This is a genomic window from Teichococcus aerofrigidensis, from assembly GCF_054073225.1.
On sequence record NZ_JBSXMU010000024.1, the window covers coordinates 1 to 19,696 of the forward strand.

Sequence of the window (19,696 nt, forward strand, 5' to 3'; positions counted from 1 at the left end):
TTAGAGCCCGTTTGAGAATGCTCCGGGTGAGGTGTTTGTGCATCCTCGCGTGCCCAGATGGGCTGGATGTGGACCAAGGAACATCGCGCACGGCAGGCAGGGTTTGAGCGGCGCCGCTATCCGACGGACCTGACCGATCAGGAATGGCAGGTCATTCGGGCGCTGCTGCCGCCCAGCAGCGCCCGCGGCAGGCGGCCAGGCGTTGACCTGCGCGAGGTCCTGAATGCGATCCGCTACCTGGCACGGTCAGGGTGTGGCTGGCGCATGCTGCCGGTCCATTTCGGGCCATGGCAGACGATCTACTGGTGGTTCCGGCGGCTGGCACGGCGGTTCCTGTTCGCCACTTTGCACAACATCGCGCTGATGCTGGATCGTGAGCGGGTCGGGCGCGAGGCCAGCCCTTCCGCCGGAGTTCTGGACAGCCAGACAATCAAGTCGCCCCATGTGCCGGGCGGTGGTGGCTTTGACGCCGCCAAGCGCCTCAAGGGCCGCAAGCGCCACATCGCGGTGGATACCGATGGCCGTCTGCTGATGGTCAACCTAACAGCGGCCGACGTGCAGGACGCAGCCGGGGCCGAGCAGATCGTCAAGGCGATCCGCAAGCGCTGGCCCTGGCTAAAGCACCTGTTCGCTGACGGCGCCTATGACCGCGGCAAGCTGATGAGTGCTGCAGCCTACCATGACTTCGTCATCGAGGTCGTGCGCAAGCTAGCAGACCAGCAAGGCTTTCAAGTTCTGCCGCGCCGCTGGGTGGTGGAGAGGACCTTCGGCTGGATGACCCGCTGGCGCCGCCTGGTCCGCGACTACGAACGACGCTGTGACGTTTCCGAAGCCATGATCCACGTCAGCATGGGGGCGCTCCTCATCAGGCGCATCGCCCATCCATGACCATTCTCAAACGGGCACTTAGGCGCACTTAGGCGAATCCGCGCATAGCACTATCCCTTCCCCTCACCGCAAAAGTCACGGCTTAGGTTTATTCAAGCTTAAGAACGATAATGCCGACAGCGGGTAGGCGAAGGTTTAGATTCCCGTCGATGCCTTTGATGACACCACTGGCATTGCCAATGTTGCGACCGCCATAATCAGCGGAATCGCTATTCAGTACCTCCCGCCATCGCCCACCTAAGCGCCAGTCCGAGAGCACATAGCCATTATCAAAAGGCAGATCGCGGAGGCTTGCCACAATTAAATAAACCTCTTGCTCCTGCCAACGACAGAAGGCGGTCACCCTATTCTCATTTGAGCTATGGATGACCGCGATGTTCCTGCTCCTGAGCGCAGGCGACCCAAGCCGTAGACGATTTACGCCGCGATAGAAGCGAAACAAAGCGGCCCCGCTCGTATAGCGAAGCAGGTCTATATCTTCCCGGCTAGCAAGCACATCATTATATTTGAAGCGTTTCTCAGCACCTACCTCCTCGCCGAAGAATACCATCGGTGTTCCAGCAGATAGCGCCGTGAGTCCGTAGGCGAAACGGCAGCGCGCTTCGGCATAAAGGCGCGTATCGCCGAACAGAGGCGCACCGCCAGCACCAACGACGATCCCACGATGGGATGTAAATTGCTTCTCCGGGTCACGGACTTGGTCCCATTCTGGATCGAACAGCGGCCCCTTGCTATTCCCCGCCTCATCATGGGAGTCGACGTAAACGACCTTCCTCGCACCCGTGGTCCGTATCGCATCCGCAAAATAGTCCATCCTAAGAGGCTGGCCGCTCAGCGACTGGCTCGCACTCCAAATAAGTTTGGCGTAATCATTGCCTTTGTTCGTATCGCCGGCGAGATGGTGGCAAAAATCGGCGTACCAACGTGCATCGAAGCCCATGCCCCCAGCCTCGACCGGCATAGTCACGTCCTCTCGGATGGAGTGGTCCTCGGCCATAAGGATGACATTGGGCTTCAGCATTCGCAGTGTGCACCCGAGCTCACGCAGCAACTTAGCCCCAAAAGCATTCGCCGCTGGCACGGTCACCCACGAACCCGAAATGGCAGCCTCGTGCAGATGATTATATTCGTGGATCGAGGTAGTCTGGTCTACGCGTAGGCCGTCGACATGGAATTCGTGGATGAGGGCTGCCGCGCCGCTGATGAATAGCTTGCGCACCATCTCCTCGTGGTAGCGAGGGGCGAAGGCTGTCGATAGATTGTCGACATAACCGCCGTCTGGGCTGGCATATTGAGAGGGAGTTCCTTCGTACCAGTAATAGCAGTTGTGATTGTGTGAAGCCGTGTCGAACAGCCACTGCGCGCGACCTGCATCGTGCACGAAGTGGTTGAAGACGACATCCATGATCACGGCGACACCGCGTCTGTGCGCCTCCTTAACGAAAAACTTGAACTGGTCGCGGCCGCCGCCACTGTACTCGATCGCAAAATAGTGGGACGTGGCATAGCCCCAATTCTCCCCTCGTCCCCCAAACTCTGACATAGGCAACAGTTCAACGGCATTGAAGCCCGCGTAGACTAAATGATCGAGCTGGTCTATGGCGTCTTGAAGCGTGCCCGGCCGCGCGCTGCCGAAACCCAGCGCCCCAAGATGAAGCTGGTAGATGATTAAATCCTCGACCCGCGATGGCGGCTTTAACGGACCGAACTCGTCCTGCCAGAAGTCGGTCTGCGGAATGAAGTGACGCTCGGGCCAGACGCGCTCCACACCGGGCGGCTCGACCAAATAGGGTGGCTCCTCGGTAAAATAGCGCGTGACGCGCGTCGGATCGATGACGACCGAGCAACTGACCGTGCCGTCCAGATCCGACAGCAGGCCGGCATAGCGAGCGCCCTGCGGGTTGAAGGCGCCATATCCGATCTGGCAGCGTGAATAGAGATCGGTGCAATAGGCGACCGATCCGTCATCGCGCGTGATGCGATACATGTAGGGCTTGTGGTCGAGCGCGGCGAAGTCGCCGAGGGCGGGATCGTCCAGTGCGGTTTCCCACACGCCTTCTCCGATCGACCGCATCGAGATGGGGCCAATGTCCGGGCTGAGCCCGGTGCCGTCGTTAGCGATATAGCCGCCGGCGATGTCGGCGAATGGCAGGCTATCGCTCGCCGGCGCGCGCGCAGGATCCTTGCGATCCCAGACCGTCCCGAACACCAGTTCGACGGACAGGGCATTGGGCGCCCACACGGCGAAGCGGATGCCATCGCGTCCGGCCGCTCCACAGACCCTGTTGGCGCCCAGGCGCGTGCAATGCGTTAGGTAATAAGCCTCCGTCTGCGGCTGATCGGACAATTGAAAGATCCGGACACGCTCGCGCGATGTCTGATCCTTGACCTCAGTAACGATCGCCCATGTCTCGCTTCCATCCGGATGGACAAATGAGACGCCCCAACGGAACCAAGTGCCTTGCCCAACAATATCGAGGGCGACGACGGCGTGGAACGAGACAGAGCCGTCAGTACTGCCGCGGGCCATATCGATGATTGACCAGTGGTCGGAGTAAAGTCCCGCGCCGTCCCAACTGCCGTGCAGCCGTGCCCGTGTTCCAGGCAACACATCGCCGATCACGCCGCTGGAATACATGAACCGGACAGAAGTGGTGGCCATCTTGTAGTCCTTTCATGGATTGGCGATGGCTGGGCGAATATGACTCACCGGTCAGAACGAAATCGATCAGGAAACGCTCGTTCATGTTCAGGAGCCCAGAGTCGAGGGCAGGCGTAATTTCTTCCGGTCGCTCGGCGTGTATAGGTCTTCCTCGCTCACCGAACGTATCGCCACAGTAGCCCTAGAGGAGCGGCCGTTCCGCCCACACCAGCAACCGTGCGCCAGGCGCAGAGCCTATTGTAATCGGAATTGACGAGCAGTTAGGAACTGGGACGAAACTAGGGGCCATCAAGCAGCTCGGTGAACTCGGAATCCTGGAGACCATCGACTAGGTTTTGCCCCAACGTCCGCAGATTGCCGAACAGGCATACGATGCCTCCGGCCTTCAGCTGGCGCAGAATTGCGAGGCGACCGCTGGTGCTGCTCATCCCCTCGGTTCCCGCTGGCTACCAGCCAAAGCGCTTCAGCCCATTCTCCAGCGCCTCCACCATCTTCGCGCCGGTCATGTAGGAATCCGGTGTCGAGCGGCCGGTGATGAACGGATAGTCCACGATGACCGATGTCTCCCTGCCGACATTGCCGTGGAACTGGCCATCAGGTCCGACTGCGTCACGCAGGATATACTCGAGCGTGTAAAAGGGCGGACCGAGGTTGACGAACCCGCCCTCGCGATCGAGCAGTACTTCGTTGGTCCCTTGCCGCAGCACGCCGGTATTGTTGCGATAGTCGTACTCGATTGCATGTCCGGTGACGTGCTTCCCCCAGATGATGCTTTTACGCAGCGAATATTCGCGCGCCTGCGCAAGGCAGGCGACGCCATAGCATTCTGCGCCGATCGGCTTCCCTGCATCGAGGAAGCCAAGGATGAGGTCGTGGACGCGGTAGTTGTTCACCATGTCTATCATTGGCCCGCTGCCGCCGACGAGCAGCAGGGCGTCATGGGCGTCGGTCGCGTTCTTCTGCGCCCGTGCGCGTTCGCGGTAATATTCCTCCCACAACGCTAGGATCTCGCTCGAGCCATTGTCCGTCGTGGCGCGACCCGTGCCGTCGTCGGTGCGGCCGCTCCAATAGGGACGCTCCGGAAACCAAGTGGCGAGTGAGACGGGTTCCTCGAGCCGCTGGTTCGACGGGTTGTCGATGGCCTTGACCTTGTCGGCCATTTCCGCCGAGGTAACGGACTTACCGAGCGGCGGATCGATATAGTTCGGGTCCATGCTGGGCGGCAGCGCGCGGGGCCTAAGGCCAGTCGGCGTGCAGAAGATCGACTCATATCCCTGATCGTCGAACGTTTCGAGCGGACCGATCAGTTCCTCCCCCCAGAAACCCCATTCCGACAGCGCGATCAGAATTTTGCGCATGGACGTCCTCCTTTGCTGGTAATGCCTTTCAGGGCCGGCGTGCGGCGACCTGCCGCGCGATGGCCGCGATGAACGGGAGCGTTTCGTACCTGCTGAAGCCGGTAACGAGATCTTCATCGACGACCACGCCATCATTGGTCAGCGTGATGTGCGCACCGCAATTGACGATGTCCGCCATCACCACCGTGTGGCAGATGACCTTGCGGCCGCGCAGGAGCCTGGGATTGGGCGTGAGAATCCACAGGCCGTGGCAGAGCAGGCCCTTGACCACCTTCTTGTTCGCCATCGCGTCAGCGAAGAACTGGACCATCGGCGCCTGCTTGACATGCGCGTGGTAGTCGAAAGCGTTGATATCTGCCGGGGTCAGCTCGTGAAATGGCTTCAGGGCCACATAGCGAAGGCGAACGCTCGTATAGTTCGCTGCCATGATCACAGCGTCATAGTCGGCGGGTGTCGTCTGCGAGACATCGCGGCTCACGTTCACCGTGTCCGGCGCCTGCCAGGGCTCGTTGTCGTTAGGATCGATGTCGCCGTAGAATAGCGTCTTCTCCGGCTTGAAGTCGCCCCACCAGATCCGCGAGACGAGCTCGACCTCGGCGCCGAGCAGCGCGAAGCCGCTCAGATAGGCGGCGACCTCGTCGGGGATGAACTTATGCTCCAGGACGACGGCCACACGGGCCCCATTGATGCGCGGTACGTCCTTGAGAGCGGCGGCCGTGGTGAAATGGGCCATCTCAAGATCCCGGTGATTGCGGTTGAAATTCGACGACAATCTGCAGGCCCAGTTCGTCCGCATCGAGCTCGATCTGGAAATTGTCCTCGTCGATGCTGGCACGCGGCACGCCGCCGATGGTGATGCGGCTGACCTTCACGGCATTTGGCGGCAGAAAGTCGGGCAGCACATTGAGGGTCCGGCGGCCGCTGCTCAGGTCCGGCTGGAAATAGAGGCAGAAATTCTGGTCGTCGACCGGAAACCCGGCTTTCCCGGTGAGCGTGCGAGGCTTGGCGTGGGGGCGCGCATAGACTCTCAGATAAACGTGAGCGAGGTAGTTGAGCTCGAAGCTGTGATAGCCAGCGACGGCGTGAGCGGCCTTTTGCGAATAGTTGCCCTGGATTACGGGCACGCCGGCATCGGTAGTGCGGAAGAAGACGCCGCGATTGTCGTGGTCGAGGAAATAGAGGTTCCAGAAGCTCATCATCTCGCGTGCCAGCGCCAAATGTTCCGGGTCCTTGGTGGTACCATAGACAATCAGATAGGCGAGGATCGCCTGCTCCTGCTGCCAGAAATCCTTGGTATTGCCCCAGGCGAAATCGATGGGCAGCCCGCCCGCGGGACTGCGTTCCACCGCATCGAAGCAGCCGCCACGCAGCTGATCGATCCCGGCATCGGTCATGTTCTTGGCAAGCGTCAGGGCAAGCTTTTCGAACTCCAATGCGCGGTCGACAAGCGCCTGCGCCTCACTTGGTCTTTTGGCAGCCAGACGTGCCGCCTCTGCCCGGTAGAAGTTCGCCACGCGGGTCATGTTCCAGGCGATCTTGAAATTGTGCCCGACGATGCCCCGATTCTGCTGCCACCCCCATTTGTCATCCACATCCCAATTGGCGTGGAAGCGCTCGTTGACGAATTTGCTGTTCGGGTCGGGAAATTTGGTCAGAATGAAATTGGTCGTCGTGTCGAGTATCGATCGGCAGGTTTCCAGTAGCTCCTCGCACATGGCGCGGTCCTTGCTACCTTCCGGTAGAGGATCCAGCGCCAGGATCAGGTTGATCAGATAGGCTGGAATGTGATCGCCGATCGAATTCCAGTTCTTGCGCATCTTGTTGTTGCCGAGAGAATCGGCGTTAGGGCGACGCGTGGCATAGTCGATGTGCGAGAAATATCCGCCTGCGCCGGTGTAGCCAAATTTCGGGTCGTCAAGATAATAGTCCTGAAACGTGCGGATCGTCCGAGCAACGTCCTCCAGCACCTCCCAATCCTGCGTGATCCGATAGTATTGGCACATGCCGGCAAGTGCATATATCTGCTCATAAAGCGGGATCGATCCCCGGTCGTCGGGATTTTCGGACGGCATGATCATGACGGCGCCGCGGTCGCGCTTGCGCTTGCCGAAATGCCAGAAGCAGTAGCGGCCGTCGTGGCTGAGGCTGCGAAAGGTCTGGCGTTGATATTTAACCCCGGCCTTGGCCGCCAAAAGATAGCGTTCGCCGCCCGTGAGCAAGTAACAGGAAGAAAGGCCGTAAATAAGACGCGACAGGGTCGCGCATTCTTGGATTGTGTCGTCGAGCGGCTGGCCCAGGATGTTAAGGTTTGTGCGGTACAGTGCGGCGAAATCGTCCCACTCATAGGTCCGCCGATCGCCGAAGAGGTCGTCAAGCCATTCGTCGGCGAAGGTTGCGATCTGAGTCAGCCACCAGTGCGTGCTTTCAAAGACAAACTCACCTTCCTGGCTGCTCATCAGGGTGACGGTGCGAGCGTGAAACCAGACGGTCCCCTCCGCCTTGATCTCGATGCCCTGCACGGCGATGAGCGTGTTGGTTTTGATGTATTTGCCGATCCTGGCCGCGACGTTGGCAGCATCATAGTTCGGTGGGCTCTGGACACGGTCAAGGTCGAGATCGTCCATGTTGCGCACTACCGAGAAGCTGGTCTCGACATTCACCTGCAACTTGTAGGTGTCGCCGCTACGGCAGCGCAGAGTAAAAGCCCAATCGTCCGGATCAACGCTCTTAACGATCCCCAGCAACGAGATGCTTTGCGTAGAGTTCTTCTGGTACTGAGAGCTAGACATCGGCTATCTCCAGCTTAGACATAGGGATCATGACCGGTATAAAGTTCCGAGGAGCTAGTGTGCAGGTAGCCTCCTCGAACCGGATGGCTCCGGCCTCAAAAGCCTCAATCAGGTTAGCCCCTTCATTATAAAATCGAAACTTGTTCGTTTCGGCAACATTAATGCGGCGATGGAACCGAACAGTTTGAAACCGGCGCCTTCATCGCAGGTGCACCATGGCTAACTGTCCGGTTGTGAGATCTCCTTGGCATCCTCAGCAATAAGGCGTGCGCGGGCGACGTCCTCTGGCCCGGCGCGGCACTCAGGTGTTTCGGATTTGGGTCGGGCGAGCTTTCGTCGGGCCCGGAGGCGCTCCCTGACGACTTGGTCGGGTGTCTTGCCGTCGAGTACGCGCTGGCGGCGGGCATTGTAAGCGGCGTTGAAGCCGCGGAGCAGCTGCTCGAGTTGGGCGTGCGACCAGATGGTGATGCCCAGCACCTCGCTGCCAATCCGGCCGTTGAACTTTTCTACCGTGCCATTCGTCTGCGGTGAGTAGGGCCGCGTGTGACGATACTCGGCGCCGAGTTCGGCGCAGACGCGGGCGAAGGCTGGTGTGAAGCAGCTGCCGTTGTCGGTCAGGACGTGTGTGAGGCGGAACGGGAAGGCCTTGGCCGCCTCGCGGAGAAAGGCGATGGCGCTGCGTTCGGTCTCATCATCCTTGACGGCCAGGTGGACGGAGCGGGACCTGCGGTCAATGGCGACATAGAGGTAGCGCTTGCGGCGCTCGCCATTGGCGGTCTGCAGCTTGGGCAGGTGCTTGATGTCGATGTGGACGAAGCCGAGATCGTAGTCCCGGAAAGTGCCCTTGCCACGCACCGGCCTGCCGGAGGTGGGTGGTGGACGGCGGTTCAAGCTCTCGGCCCAGAGGATCCGCCAGATGCTGTCGCGGTTCAGGTGGGGCAAGAAGTGGGTCACGACGAAGGTGAGGTCGTCGAGGGCGAAGTTAGTGGCCCGCCGCAGGGCGCAGACCACTGCGCGCTCCTCATACGTCGCCTTCCAGGGCAGCTTATGAGGCCGGGCAAAATGATCCAGGCAGTCCGAAGGTCCTCGCTTGCGCCACTTGCGGATGGTCTTGCTGCTCACCCCGAAGCGCCGGGCCAGCACGCCCGAGGACTCCTCCCTAAACGACGCTCTTCAAGCGCTCGAAGCGGTAGGCGTAATCTACAATGGCCAGCCCGACAGGGTTCCAACAATGTTCCGCGACTGAACAGCTAGCGCTCAACGACGTGATAATGCTACGGCCAGCGCCTCTATGGCCAGGACCAGGGAGAGCCCCCTACCCCCACCCTGCCTTCAGCTTTCTTCGATCTGATAATCAGCGCTTACCGGATATCTTAAGGGCAAGCCCAAAATGGCAACGTTCGGGCCGGGCTGGGCTTGAAGCGCGACCTGTGCGTAATGTCTTGTGTGCTTGGTCTAAGAAGGACTGGATTCAAGATACTGTTGGGAGCACCGGGCGGCTCCATGAGCAGCCCTCCCCTCCCCCTCCACGGCAGCGCCTGTGGCAGGCCTTCTGATCTCCCATGGCCCCGCAGGATCTACTCCAATGTGTTCGGCCGCTTCATCAGTCTCCGGCCAGTTCTCGCAATGGATGGCCCACGGGCGTGTAGCGTAGGGTGGATAAGATCACGCTCTAGGTAAACCAGCCTGTCTTGCGGGCAGGACACGAACGAGGCTCAGGTGTGCCTTTTTGTGATGCCCATCTGCTAGCGGATCGCGGCGTGCTTATAAGGCACTGGTGGCGGCGACGGCTTCAGGATGACCCCTTGGTCCACCACCTCGATCTTGGCCTTGGGGTAGACCGCGGCGGCGAGGTTCAGTGCGTGCGTGAAGCGCGGTTTGAAGTGGAACAGCTCCTTATAGCCAGCGCCGAACTGCGCCTTGAGCGCCTTCCACGTGATGAGCTTATCGCCAGAAAGCACATGCAGCCGGTAGGCCAGCCAGAGATATGCGTCGAGAGCGGCCGGGTTGTTGCTGATCGCCCGGATTGCGGCCTCCTCCAGCGGCACAGGATGCTTTTGGAGCTGCTCGAAGAACCCCTCGCTCAGCTTCGCTGTCTCCAGCGAGAGTCGCCCCTGGCGTCCAGCCACCTCGTCGTCGATGAACAGCGCCCGGTCGACGATGCTCTGGTTAACTAGCCCGACTTTGCCCGAACCCTGGATGTGGAAGGTCAGGCGGCACCGGCTGATGCGCTCGGCTTGGTCACGAACGGCACGCGCATTCGAGCCCCCGATGCTGGCACCCAGCCGAGAGAGCCACTGCCGCAGGCTGCCTCCCAACTCGATCTCTCGCGAGCCAGTCCGAAGCGCCTCCGTTTGCAGGAACAGCAGGATCAGTCGGGCGACCGAGCCGTAGGGCACGCCCACGTGCTCCATAGGGCCATCATTCTCGGACGGGCGGAGGCCGGGCTCAACGACGAGCCTCACCCGCTCCCCAGCAATCTCCCAGCGATCGCTTGGCCCAAGGCGACGATGCGGTAGGGCGCACTGGGCCCACCCACTGAAGGCAAAGCCGAGGCTGCCGTCCTCGTCCGCCATGTAGACGCTTGCGGCCTCAACGATGGTCCGGTCTACCCCAGCTTGGATGGCGCCGGTCTTTCCCTTCGTCTCCAGCAACTCGTGCACTGTGCCCATGGCAAGGCTGCCCCTGTCGCCGTTCGCCAGCCTCCTCCGTTATTGCCACAGCCGGAGCCGCGCCGTCCCTGTGCGGTTTTGCGATGAGACTATTGGATAGATATTTCTATTAGTTTGCTCGCAAGAAGCCACGGGATAACTCCCGAAGCGTTTGATTCTGGATGAGCACCCCTCGCAAGAAGGCACGCTTTCATCGCAAGAAGCCACACTTCGGCTGTGGGCTAGTGAACCATCCCGCTCGCAAGAAGGCACAGTTGGGTCGAGCGACTCCACGCGCCAGCTATGGGCCACTAGTGGAAGCAGCGGAGTATCCGTCTATACCCTCTTCCCGCCTAGTCCCCTCTACGCCCCCTACGCCGCCCTTCCGGCGGGTTCACGTCCGCTTCCGGAACCGCATACCCCGCGTCCCGCATGAGACGGGCGAAGAAACGCCGCGTGCTGCCCGCCTTGGCGGCCTCCTCCGCGATCAGATCCGCGAAGGCTGCCGTGACCTTGAAGTTGACCTGGGTATTGGCGGCCTCGACCGCAGGAGACGCAGGCGACGGTTCAGGACGGATGTGGGTGACGACTGCGGCAGGCGTGTTCCGGGTGGCGTCGGAGATCTGCGCCGCCAGATCTGCGCCGCTCACACGCTTGGGCTTGAAGCTGCTCATGCGGATAGGCCCTTAGCAGGAGTACGGGGGATAGCCCCTTTGGTGGCTAGCTCAGCTATCAGGCTAGCGGCCTGTTGCCCCACCTTGCCGGAGATCGGCACCATGCCGCTGAAGGACATCTTCGCGAAGTCGGCCAGGTCCCCGAAGGATTGCTGAAGGGGGCTGATCTTCTCCTCCTGGAGGCTCTCCAGCGTGGCACGCTCTGAGAGGCCCCGCGGCTTCCAACGGGTGAGGACCACGCTATAGGGGATAGACCGTCTAGCCGCCCTAGAGAGGCTACCAACCTGCTGGCTGGTCCGCATCGTCTCTAGGACACTGCCGCGGTCGGGCATGCAGGGGATAAGGACGTGGTCAGCCATGCCGATGGCGGAGGCGGCGGTCAGGTTCTCGAAGCCGGCCGTATCCACCAGGACCACGTCGTGGTTCTCCGCCAGCTCGGCCGCTAGGTCGACCACCTTAATGTGGTCCACCTCACTGCGGCAGGTGAGGGGAGGGCCCTCGTAGGCCGCGGCATGCCACCCGGCGAAGCTCTGGTTCCGGTCCGCGTCGACCACGGCCACCTTGAAGCCCTGGGCCGCCAGACTGGCCGCCAGAATCATCACGGTGGTTGTCTTGGCACAGCCGCCCTTGCCTGAGGCAACAGTTAGAATATTCCCCATAGCCATCTACCCCCTTAGACGGCAGCTACCCCCATAGCCGCGACTTGGGGGATAGGGACATAGCGAGGGCAAGAGGGAAATGGGGATAGACGGATAGCGGGGATAGCGACCTGTCCTTTTGCTCGCCCATTTAGAATAGAGCATTTTGCCAGCTTCCTCAGAGAGGCTGGGCCGCTCCGCTGAACGCAGGCTGCTTCGAAGGGTGTTTGGCTCAACCGGTTAGCGCAGTTTGTATACCGCTGCCCATTCTCCAAGACCGACAGACGGTAGAGCACGCCGTCCAGCATCAGTGTGGTCAAGATGGCCCGGCAGCACGTCGCGTGATCTGAAAAGCCGGGATTACCGCAGGCAATTCTGAGGCGAAGAAGGCGACCTGGCAATAATGAGAAAGGGGAGAGCGGATGACCGCCCCCCCAATCTCCATTTCGTCTCAATCCTTCTTCAAGGGGCGGACGACGATTTCAAAGCCGCGCCGGTGCGCCTCACGCACCATCGCCTCCAACCAGCCTTCGCCGCTATCCTGCTCTGCTGCCGGCGACGGCTGCTTGTCGAACAGCCCTTGGACAGGCGGCTCGCCCCGATCTTCCGCCTCCAGTTCCGCCAAGCGGTGCATGAAGGCCGGCATGCGGCTGCTGCGAATGTTCGCGGGCAGCGGATCGCGCAAGAGGTTGCTCATGAACGGGCCGCTCAGCCCGAAGGCCGCCCCCAACTCCTTGAGCGTCCAGTGCCTAGTCCTCCGGACTACCTGCAGGCGGTCCCGAACCTGTTCTGTTAAAGGGCCATCCCGCCTTTCCTGAGAGATTGCTCCAAGCGCCATAAAATCCTCCGGAAACGCTCTGTTGATGGAGCATCGTTGAAGTAATCTTAAAAGATACTCAAGAGAAAACTTTTGAAAAGTTTCCGCGGGTATGGTGGTGCTGATCGCTATCGTCGGTTCCTCGATCGAACTGCGGTGGTCAGGCCCGGCACCGGGCTCCTAACCTCGATGCTTGGCCCGCTTAGACTTCCGCATGACGCTGTGTTGCGTTGTGGTTCCGTCGTGATGGCATTGGTGATGCCTTTGTCCAACCCGCCCGAGCCGGACGACCTTACCGTCATCCAGCATCACCGCCTCGGCGAAGACAGGGTGGATATCCAGTCCCACGACTCTCATCGGCCTGCCTCCTTGCCATCCTGTTCTACGTCACGGGAGCCGGCGGGCGGCACGGCAACTACAAATCCGCGCTCGCAGCGCATCCGGGCGAGCCGCAGGGGCGGCCAGATAATGGATCGGGCTCTCAGCCCATGGTCTATGCGACGGCCTGCCCGCACTTGCGTGCTCCCGGTGCCCCATGTCCCGGATGGGCTCACCATAATGCTGGTCTGCTCAGGATCAGCAGAAACATCGAGGCACCAAGCGCATCATGCCGGATAACGGGATGGCCGAGCGGTTTAATGGCCGGGTCGGCAGCGAGGTGCTCGGCATTATCATCTCCTCCCATCAGCGGCTGGAGCAGCTGCTGCGAGGCTTTAATGCTACCTACCATGCCCACCGCCAGCGGGTCTTCGACGGCAAAACACCTGACCAAGTCGTCGCTAAGGACCTGAAAGCCTGCCGTCGGCTCGCTCGTGGCGAGCCTGAAGGACTGGCTGGGCCAGCAGACATCGCCAAGGCCCGCCTCATCGTCGAGGGCGCCAAGGCCGTCTCACAACCAGGCAGCTAGTCACGAGCGGAGGAGGGCAGCCGACCGTCAGCACACGGCATATCACGAACGGTTCGACACACACTCGACAGCTGCGGCCTGGCGATCCGCGCTCCACCCCCATGACATCTCTCACGAACCTCCAGCGGCACGGCAGGGAGCAGCGCTGAACACCACCGAAATCCACAGCCCCAGGCCTTTAAATTAAGCTGTTTTACGGAAACAGATTTTCATTGTTATCCTCTGCTAAGTATGACTTCATAATGCTGTTAGGCGGTAACAGCATTTTTTAATGACAGGGTAATGTGGCTATTGGCCCTTGTTCACAGTGGGAGGCACGGAAGTGGAAGGCATGGACAGACCTGATGATCATCCGATCACGGCCCAGGGCGAGGGTCAGTTCGAACACCTTAATGCGGAGCCCGAGGAGGTGAGCGTGGAAGGTCGCTGTCCGGGCAGAGTTGCTCCAGTCGCCGAAGCCGTTTCGCTAAAGGCAAAGGTGCGGCCGCGGACCCCTGAGCAGCTGGCGCTCGCCGCGAAGATCGACGACTTCTGTGATCACCTGGAGCAGGTCGCCGCCACACTGACCGCCCAGTTCGTGCGCCTCGGCATGGGCATCGCCGTCGATGCCGGCCCCGCCATCGACAGTGTCCGCAAGGGCGGGGACATCGGGCGAGCCATCCGCTTCGCGGACCTGGATGACCGCAGCGGCGTTCTCCACGCCGAGCAGATCTGCACGGCCGTCGAGGCCATGCATCGTATCATCGAAAACCCAGACCAAGCCGGCCTCATCATCGGCGCGATGCAGTCGGGAAAGACCACGACCTCGCTGGCCCTGAACTTCATGGGCCCGGTGAACTACGTGGTGAACGGGATCAAACTCTTCCCGGTCTATCTGACCACCTCGCAGAACGCGCACGAGAACCAGGCGCGGGACGAGTTCACAACCTTCCTGTCCTACTACCAGGACCTTCAGTTCAGGTTTGACGAGCGCGCCTGCACCCTCCGGCAGATGCGGTCCGGCGCTACCCTGGACGCCGCCTTTGAGCTGTCGCCGAACCTCGCGACCTACCGCAACCAGGTGCTCCTCCCGGCCCGCGAAGTCCACTGGAAGGCGCCGACGGTGGACGAACTGGTGAAGAAGCGCATCCGGGGTTCGGTCCTCAACGAGATCGTCGGCATGTGCAAGCGCATGCACAAGCAGGGCTTCGCGCCAATCTTCATCATCGACGAGCCCCAGTGGGGCGCGGGCAACCGGGTGGAGAAGAAGCCCGGCCAGCTTCCCAAATTGAAGGACTGCGTGCTGCTGCAGCTCGTCAAGGTGCTGCGCCGGGAAATCAAGGGCATGCGGCCGGATGATTTCCCGCGGTTCGTCGGGATGTCGGCCACCCCTTACGAGCTCGGCGGCGTGTCCGAGGTCTGGCAGGTCCACCAGAAGCTTGGCCCGACTTATCGGGGCTTCAACTGGTTCAACGGGCACAGGATCGATCACACGGCGACCATCCGCCCGCCGCAGATGCACTCGTTCAGTGAAATGGCAGGGCCGGCGGGCAACGCTTTCCTGCAGCACGTCCGGCTCGATGCGTATTCACGGGTGGACCGCTTCCGCCGTTATGCCGCGAAGGTCGGCTATGTCGGCCAGCATGCCGACTACCAAGCCGCCTGTGCCACGGCCTTGCGTGACCTCGTGCTGCACCTGGTGCAGGTCGGCGAGGCCCAGAACATCGGTCCCGTCGGCATCTGCCTCCGCGGCCTGAACGACAATACCGCGACCGAGACGCTGCTGCGCGCGATGAACCTGCCCCAGGCCAGCATCGAGCAGATCGGCTGGTTCGGCGACGAGAACAAGGGCATGACCGTGCGCGACGCGATTCGGCGCCGCGCCCACCCGGACAGGAGCTTCCTGATCCCGGTGACGTCGAAAGCCCGTATGGGCGACGCCTTCCCGCGGCAGGTCCGATACTTCGTCGACCTGACGCAGAAGAGCAGCACGCAGAATGCCCTGCTCCAGGGGCTGCTGGGCCGCGCCTGCGGCTATGGCAAGGACACCCTGGTGGTGATGTCAGAGGAGAACACGGCTTACGCCCGGGCGATCGCCGCGGGAATGCCATGGGCGCTGAAACCGGCCACGCACGTCAAGCTGGTCGACGCGCGGGCGGGGATCCGCACCACCGACCAGGTAGTCCTGCGCCGCGGCGTGGACCCCGTGCTCGACGCCACCTTCTTCAGTGATCTCGACACGCAGGTTGTGGCCGGCCTCATCCCCGACGGACCCATCATGCGCCCCCGGCGTGCCAGCAAGGGCGGCCGCCGTGGCGCAATCTACACCGGCTCGGGCTTCGCCGAAGTGGAGATCGCGCTGGCCGACCCGGTTCGGCGCGCCGCCCTGCTGCCCGATATCGCGCCGGAGGACATCGTGTTGGCGGCCAAGCCTCGTGACGCCGTCGAACGGATCAGTCGTGACCCCCGGACCGGTGCTGAGACCCGGACGACGGTGGGTTTCCTCCGCGACGACAAGGACAAGGTACACTTCACCTTCCGCCCCGTCGATGCGGTCGGCCGTGGCGGCACCAGCGGCCGCGGCCTCGGTCGCGGCCAGAAGCAGGGGCAGGGCCCGTCTGGCGGCCACCTCGACCCCCAGCTCGGCATGGCCAAGGTCGACACCGCCGGCAACATCGTCACCGACACCACGACGCCGGGCCGGTGGCAGGTGCAGGCCATCGCACTGCCGCTGCGGTCTTACGTCAGGATGGGTGCGATGGGCGGGCGGGCCCCGCTGCCCACTGAGGCTTGCGTCTATGACGGGCTGCTGACGCCTGCGGAGCGCGCGCTGCGCGACGCGGCCTAGCCGACAAGACCAAGGCGAGGCCCGGTTGTTCGGGCCAGCCTTCGTCTGCCGCTTCCAGGGAAACCGTGATCAGGGTAAGGCTGCTGTTGTGACCAAACAGAGTGATTTATGCCTCGGCTTCGTGAACTCGCCGATATCTCTACGGGCTACACGCTCCGCGGCTCCTTGCCTGCGAACGACGCAGCGTCGACCCGCGCCCTCCAGGCTGGCGACCTGTCGGATGAGGGCATCGTCGACTTCGAGGCGCTTCATCGCGCCGATCTCGACGACCTGCCTGACCGCTTCATCCTCCAGCCAGGTAATGTCGCCTTCCGGTGCCGGGGTCAGTTCCGGGCCGTGCATTTTGCCGGCGGGCCGCGGGTGGCGGTGATGGCGCCGATCCTGATCATCAAAGTGCGCGAACCGGCTCTGGACCCTGCCTTTCTGGCCCTAGCCCTCAACACCGGCCCGGTGCGGTCGCGGCTGAAGGCCGAGGCACGCGGATCGTCCATCCAGTTCCTGGGCAAGGCAGAGGTCGAGGACATCGACATCCCCGTGCCTCCAGCGCCGCGGCAACGCGCGACTGTGACCTATGCCGCGATGGCGGACCAGGAGCGACAACTTCATGCCCGGCTTTCGGTGCTTCGGCGCCGCGCACTGGACAGCTTCTTCGAACATATTGACGGCGAGAATTCGCCACAGGGGGAGTAGGGACGTGAGCACGGATCCGATCAAGCAGAGCCAGATCAACAACGCGGTCTGGGCAGCCTGCGACACCTTCCGGGGCGCTGTCGATGCCGCGAACTACAAGGACTACATCCTGGTGATGTTGTTCCTGAAGTACATCTCCGATGTCTGGAACGACCACGCCGAGGCCTACCGCCAGGAGTTCAAGGACCTTCCCGCCGAGGACCGGGAGGTCCGCATCCGCCGCCGCATGGACCGCGAGCGCTTCGTCCTGCCGGTGGGCCACAGCTTCTATGACCTCCACAAGAACCGCACCGCAGCGAACATCGGCGAGCTGATCAACGTCGCCCTGGAGGCGATTGAGGAGACCAACCGCAAGAAGCTCGAGGGCGTCTTCCGCAATATCGACTTCAACTCGGAACCCAACCTCGGCCGCACGAAAGATCGCAACCGGCGCCTGGTCAACCTGCTGGAGGACTTCGCCAAGCCCGAGCTCGACCTGCGGCCCAGCCGCGTCAGCGAGGATGCCATCGGCGAGGCCTACATCTACCTGATCTCGCGCTTCGCCTCCGACGCCGGGAAGAAGGCCGGCGAGTTCTACACGCCGGGCACCGTGTCGAAGCTGCTGGCCTCGCTGGCGGCTCCGAAGGCGGGCGATCGCATCTGCGACCCCGCCTGCGGCTCAGGCTCCCTGCTGATCCGCGTGGCGGAGCAAGTCGGCTCCAACAACTTCTCCCTCTATGGGCAGGAGGCCAACGGCGCGACCTGGGCGCTGGCGCGGATGAATATGTTCCTCCACGGCGTGGACAGCGCGCGGATCGAGTGGTGCGACACGCTGAATAACCCGACGCTGGTCGAGGACGACCGGCTCATGAAGTTCGACGTGGTGGTCGCTAACCCGCCCTTCAGCCTGGACAAGTGGGGCGCGGAGTCGGCCGGCGAAGACGTCTTCAAGCGCTACTGGCGCGGCATCCCGCCGAAGTCAAAGGGCGACTACGCCTTCATTACGCACATGGTGGAAATCGCGAAGCGGCAGAGCGGGCGCGTGGCGGTGATCGTGCCACATGGCGTGCTGTTCCGCGGCGGGGCCGAGGGCACCATCCGTCAGAAGCTGATCGAGGAGAACCTACTTGATGCCGTGATCGGCCTGCCGGCCAATCTGTTCACCACCACCGGCATCCCCGTTGCCATCCTGGTCTTCGACCGGTCGCGCGAGCAGGGCGGGGCGAACGCGGCGCGCAAGGACGTGCTGTTCATTGACGCCAGCCGCGACTTCACGCCCGGCAAAACGCAGAACGTGATGGAGGAGGGGCATGTCGCGCGAGTGCTGGAAACCTACGCCCAGCGGAGGGAGGAGGCCCGCTACGCCCACCGCGCCAGCCGCGACGAGATCGCCGGGAACGACTTCAACCTGAACATCCCTCGTTACGTCGATACCTTTGAGGCCGAGGAGGAGATCGACATAGCCGCGGTCCAGCGGGACATAGTGCGCATTGAGCAGGGTCTGGCGGAGGTGCGGACCAGGATGGCTGGCTATCTGCGGGAGCTTGGTGTCGATGCCTGACACTTTCTTGGCCCCACGGTCTCAAGAGCCTTCTAGGCCAATCAACGCGAATACTTGGCCGGAAGTGCTGCTAGAGACTATCGTATTGAAAACTCAGTTGGGCACTGCAGACCGCGAAATAGATCTAGAAGGAAACAACTTGCCCCTTATTAAGATGGGAAATATTACGTGGGGTGGATTTGATCTTCGCAGTACAGAAGAAATATCTGAGCGCACCGCGAGAGAGAAGGGTGTACTCGTTCGAGATGGAGACGTATTATTCAACACAAGAAACTCGCTTAATCTAGTAGGAAAATGTGCCGTTTGGAGTGGAAGATATGGGGTCGCTGCGTTTGATAACAATATAAACAGGATCACTCTTACTGAAGAATGTGTTCCCACATTTTACGGTGCCTATCTCAGTTCAGGCACCGGAAAACAAGATGTTCAAAATCTCGCCGTTGGAAGCACCAGTGTGGCTGCGATATATTGGAAGGATCTGAAGAGCCTACGCGTACCTCTACCTCCAGTTGCTGAGCAGCAAAAGATCGCTGAAATCCTGCGAACCTGGGACGAGGCGATTGAGAAGCTGGAGGTCTTGCGGGCGGCGAACCAGCGTCGACGCATATGGCTTCGGACGCGTCTGCTTACGGGCAGAGCGCGACTAGCCGGACATACGAGTCCATGGCGCGAGATGCGCCTCGCCGAGGTGTTGCATGAACATGCCCAGGTGAGCTCGGGCACCGAGGAAGTGTATTCAGTCTCGGTCCACAAGGGATTGGTGAACCAGGTCGAGCACCTTGGGCGCTCCTTCGCAGCAGCGCAGACGGCGCACTACAACCGTGTTTTGCCGGGCGACATCGTCTACACCAAGAGCCCTACAGGCGATTTCCCCCTCGGCATCATCAAGCAGAGTCGGGTCGACAAGCCCGTCATCGTGTCTCCTTTGTATGGGGTTTTTACGCCAGCAACCTACGCTCTTGGCACCATTCTCGATACGCTCTTCGAGGCGCCTATCGCCGCGTCCAATTACCTTCATCCTCTTGTTCAGAAGGGTGCCAAGAACACGATTGCGATCACCAATGACCGCTTCCTGCAAGGTAAGCTGACCCTGCCAACCGAGGCCGCGGAACAAGCTGCCATTGCCGCCGTAATCGAGATCTCACGGGCCGAGTTGACCGGCATCGTAACGGAAATCGAGGCGCTTAAGCGTCAGAAGCGTGGCCTGATGCAGAAGCTGCTGACCGGCGAATGGCGGGTGAAGGTCTAGGCCGCG

Annotated in this window: 15 protein-coding genes and 2 pseudogenes; 7 read left to right on the top strand and 10 right to left on the bottom strand. The window is 61.5% G+C overall.

Features of this window, described 5'->3' with window-relative positions; genetic code table 11:
- Window positions 1-66 precede the first annotated feature (66 nt).
- Entirely contained in the window at window positions 67-888 is an 822-nt protein-coding gene (locus tag ACVMLK_RS07680; protein WP_457486061.1) for an IS5 family transposase, read from the top strand.
- 88 nt (window positions 889-976) lie between these two features.
- On the opposite strand, the gene ACVMLK_RS07685 is transcribed toward ACVMLK_RS07680, so the two are convergent.
- The 10 genes and pseudogenes from ACVMLK_RS07685 to ACVMLK_RS07730 form a co-directional block, all read right to left on the bottom strand.
- Window positions 977-3,550 (bottom strand): alpha-amylase family glycosyl hydrolase, encoded by a 2,574-nt coding sequence (locus ACVMLK_RS07685; RefSeq protein ID WP_457486062.1) that lies wholly within the window; start codon window positions 3,548-3,550, stop codon window positions 977-979.
- 278 nt (window positions 3,551-3,828) lie between these two features.
- Window positions 3,829-3,978 (bottom strand): hypothetical protein, encoded by a 150-nt coding sequence (locus tag ACVMLK_RS07690; protein WP_457486063.1) that lies wholly within the window; start codon window positions 3,976-3,978, stop codon window positions 3,829-3,831.
- Between the two features lie 18 nt (window positions 3,979-3,996).
- Window positions 3,997-4,908 carry a type 1 glutamine amidotransferase domain-containing protein gene (locus tag ACVMLK_RS07695; protein WP_457486064.1) on the bottom strand — a complete coding sequence of 304 codons (912 nt, stop codon included), beginning with the start codon at window positions 4,906-4,908 and terminating at the stop codon, window positions 3,997-3,999.
- A 28-nt stretch (window positions 4,909-4,936) separates the two neighbouring features.
- Window positions 4,937-5,641, bottom strand: a complete 705-nt coding sequence (locus ACVMLK_RS07700) for a DJ-1/PfpI family protein (protein ID WP_457486065.1) — start codon at window positions 5,639-5,641, stop codon at window positions 4,937-4,939.
- Between the two features lies 1 nt (window position 5,642).
- Window positions 5,643-7,697 (bottom strand): AGE family epimerase/isomerase, encoded by a 2,055-nt coding sequence (locus ACVMLK_RS07705; RefSeq protein WP_457486066.1) that lies wholly within the window; start codon window positions 7,695-7,697, stop codon window positions 5,643-5,645.
- Window positions 7,698-7,916: 219 nt separating this feature from the next.
- Window positions 7,917-8,852, bottom strand: a pseudogene (locus tag ACVMLK_RS07710) (DDE-type integrase/transposase/recombinase); the annotation flags it as partial.
- A 590-nt stretch (window positions 8,853-9,442) separates the two neighbouring features.
- Entirely contained in the window at window positions 9,443-10,369 is a 927-nt protein-coding gene (locus tag ACVMLK_RS07715; RefSeq protein WP_457486067.1) for a replication protein RepA, read from the bottom strand.
- A 332-nt stretch (window positions 10,370-10,701) separates the two neighbouring features.
- Window positions 10,702-11,022 carry a hypothetical protein gene (locus ACVMLK_RS07720; protein WP_457486068.1) on the bottom strand — a complete coding sequence of 107 codons (321 nt, stop codon included), beginning with the start codon at window positions 11,020-11,022 and terminating at the stop codon, window positions 10,702-10,704.
- Window positions 11,019-11,687 (bottom strand): ParA family protein, encoded by a 669-nt coding sequence (locus ACVMLK_RS07725; protein WP_457486069.1) that lies wholly within the window; start codon window positions 11,685-11,687, stop codon window positions 11,019-11,021. The genes ACVMLK_RS07720 and ACVMLK_RS07725 overlap by 4 nt, the downstream gene beginning before the upstream one ends.
- 424 nt (window positions 11,688-12,111) lie before the next feature.
- Window positions 12,112-12,357 carry a hypothetical protein gene (locus ACVMLK_RS07730; RefSeq protein ID WP_457486070.1) on the bottom strand — a complete coding sequence of 82 codons (246 nt, stop codon included), beginning with the start codon at window positions 12,355-12,357 and terminating at the stop codon, window positions 12,112-12,114.
- A gap of 742 nt (window positions 12,358-13,099) precedes the next feature.
- On the opposite strand from ACVMLK_RS07730, the gene ACVMLK_RS07735 reads away from it, so the two are divergent.
- The 6 genes and pseudogenes from ACVMLK_RS07735 (at window position 13,100) to ACVMLK_RS07760 (ending at window position 19,690) form a co-directional block, all read left to right on the top strand.
- Window positions 13,100-13,384 carry a hypothetical protein gene (locus ACVMLK_RS07735; protein WP_457486071.1) on the top strand — a complete coding sequence of 95 codons (285 nt, stop codon included), beginning with the start codon at window positions 13,100-13,102 and terminating at the stop codon, window positions 13,382-13,384.
- A 331-nt stretch (window positions 13,385-13,715) separates the two neighbouring features.
- Window positions 13,716-16,211, top strand: a complete 2,496-nt coding sequence (locus ACVMLK_RS07740) for a hypothetical protein (protein ID WP_457486072.1) — start codon at window positions 13,716-13,718, stop codon at window positions 16,209-16,211.
- Between the two features lie 165 nt (window positions 16,212-16,376).
- The gene (locus tag ACVMLK_RS07745) at window positions 16,377-16,901 is read left to right on the top strand and encodes a hypothetical protein (protein ID WP_457486073.1); all 525 of its coding nucleotides are present in this window, start codon (window positions 16,377-16,379) and stop codon (window positions 16,899-16,901) included.
- A 4-nt stretch (window positions 16,902-16,905) separates the two neighbouring features.
- Window positions 16,906-18,441: a type I restriction-modification system subunit M gene (locus ACVMLK_RS07750; RefSeq protein WP_457486074.1), complete on the top strand. Its 1,536-nt coding sequence runs from the start codon at window positions 16,906-16,908 to the stop codon at window positions 18,439-18,441.
- A gap of 154 nt (window positions 18,442-18,595) precedes the next feature.
- A pseudogene (locus tag ACVMLK_RS07755) lies at window positions 18,596-18,997 on the top strand (restriction endonuclease subunit S); the annotation flags it as partial.
- Window positions 18,998-19,114: 117 nt separating this feature from the next.
- Window positions 19,115-19,690: a restriction endonuclease subunit S gene (locus tag ACVMLK_RS07760; protein WP_457486099.1), complete on the top strand. Its 576-nt coding sequence runs from the start codon at window positions 19,115-19,117 to the stop codon at window positions 19,688-19,690.
- The last annotated feature ends 6 nt before the right edge of the window (window positions 19,691-19,696 follow it).

Excerpts from the sequence above, each read along its gene's own strand:
- ACVMLK_RS07685 (WP_457486062.1), bottom strand. The coding sequence starts at position 3,550 with ATGGCCACCACTTCTGTCCGGTTCATGTATTCCAGCGGCGTGATCGGC.
- ACVMLK_RS07725 (WP_457486069.1), bottom strand. The coding sequence starts at position 11,687 with ATGGCTATGGGGAATATTCTAACTGTTGCCTCAGGCAAGGGCGGCTGT.
- ACVMLK_RS07695 (WP_457486064.1), bottom strand. The coding sequence starts at position 4,908 with ATGCGCAAAATTCTGATCGCGCTGTCGGAATGGGGTTTCTGGGGGGAG.
- ACVMLK_RS07680 (WP_457486061.1), top strand. The coding sequence starts at position 67 with ATGTGGACCAAGGAACATCGCGCACGGCAGGCAGGGTTTGAGCGGCGC.
- ACVMLK_RS07720 (WP_457486068.1), bottom strand. The coding sequence starts at position 11,022 with ATGAGCAGCTTCAAGCCCAAGCGTGTGAGCGGCGCAGATCTGGCGGCG.
- ACVMLK_RS07715 (WP_457486067.1), bottom strand. The coding sequence starts at position 10,369 with ATGGGCACAGTGCACGAGTTGCTGGAGACGAAGGGAAAGACCGGCGCC.
- ACVMLK_RS07760 (WP_457486099.1), top strand. The coding sequence starts at position 19,115 with ATGCGCCTCGCCGAGGTGTTGCATGAACATGCCCAGGTGAGCTCGGGC.
- ACVMLK_RS07705 (WP_457486066.1), bottom strand. The coding sequence starts at position 7,697 with ATGTCTAGCTCTCAGTACCAGAAGAACTCTACGCAAAGCATCTCGTTG.
- ACVMLK_RS07740 (WP_457486072.1), top strand. The coding sequence starts at position 13,716 with ATGGACAGACCTGATGATCATCCGATCACGGCCCAGGGCGAGGGTCAG.
- ACVMLK_RS07700 (WP_457486065.1), bottom strand. The coding sequence starts at position 5,641 with ATGGCCCATTTCACCACGGCCGCCGCTCTCAAGGACGTACCGCGCATC.
- ACVMLK_RS07735 (WP_457486071.1), top strand. The coding sequence starts at position 13,100 with ATGGCCGAGCGGTTTAATGGCCGGGTCGGCAGCGAGGTGCTCGGCATT.
- ACVMLK_RS07690 (WP_457486063.1), bottom strand. The coding sequence starts at position 3,978 with ATGAGCAGCACCAGCGGTCGCCTCGCAATTCTGCGCCAGCTGAAGGCC.
- ACVMLK_RS07730 (WP_457486070.1), bottom strand. The coding sequence starts at position 12,357 with ATGAGCAACCTCTTGCGCGATCCGCTGCCCGCGAACATTCGCAGCAGC.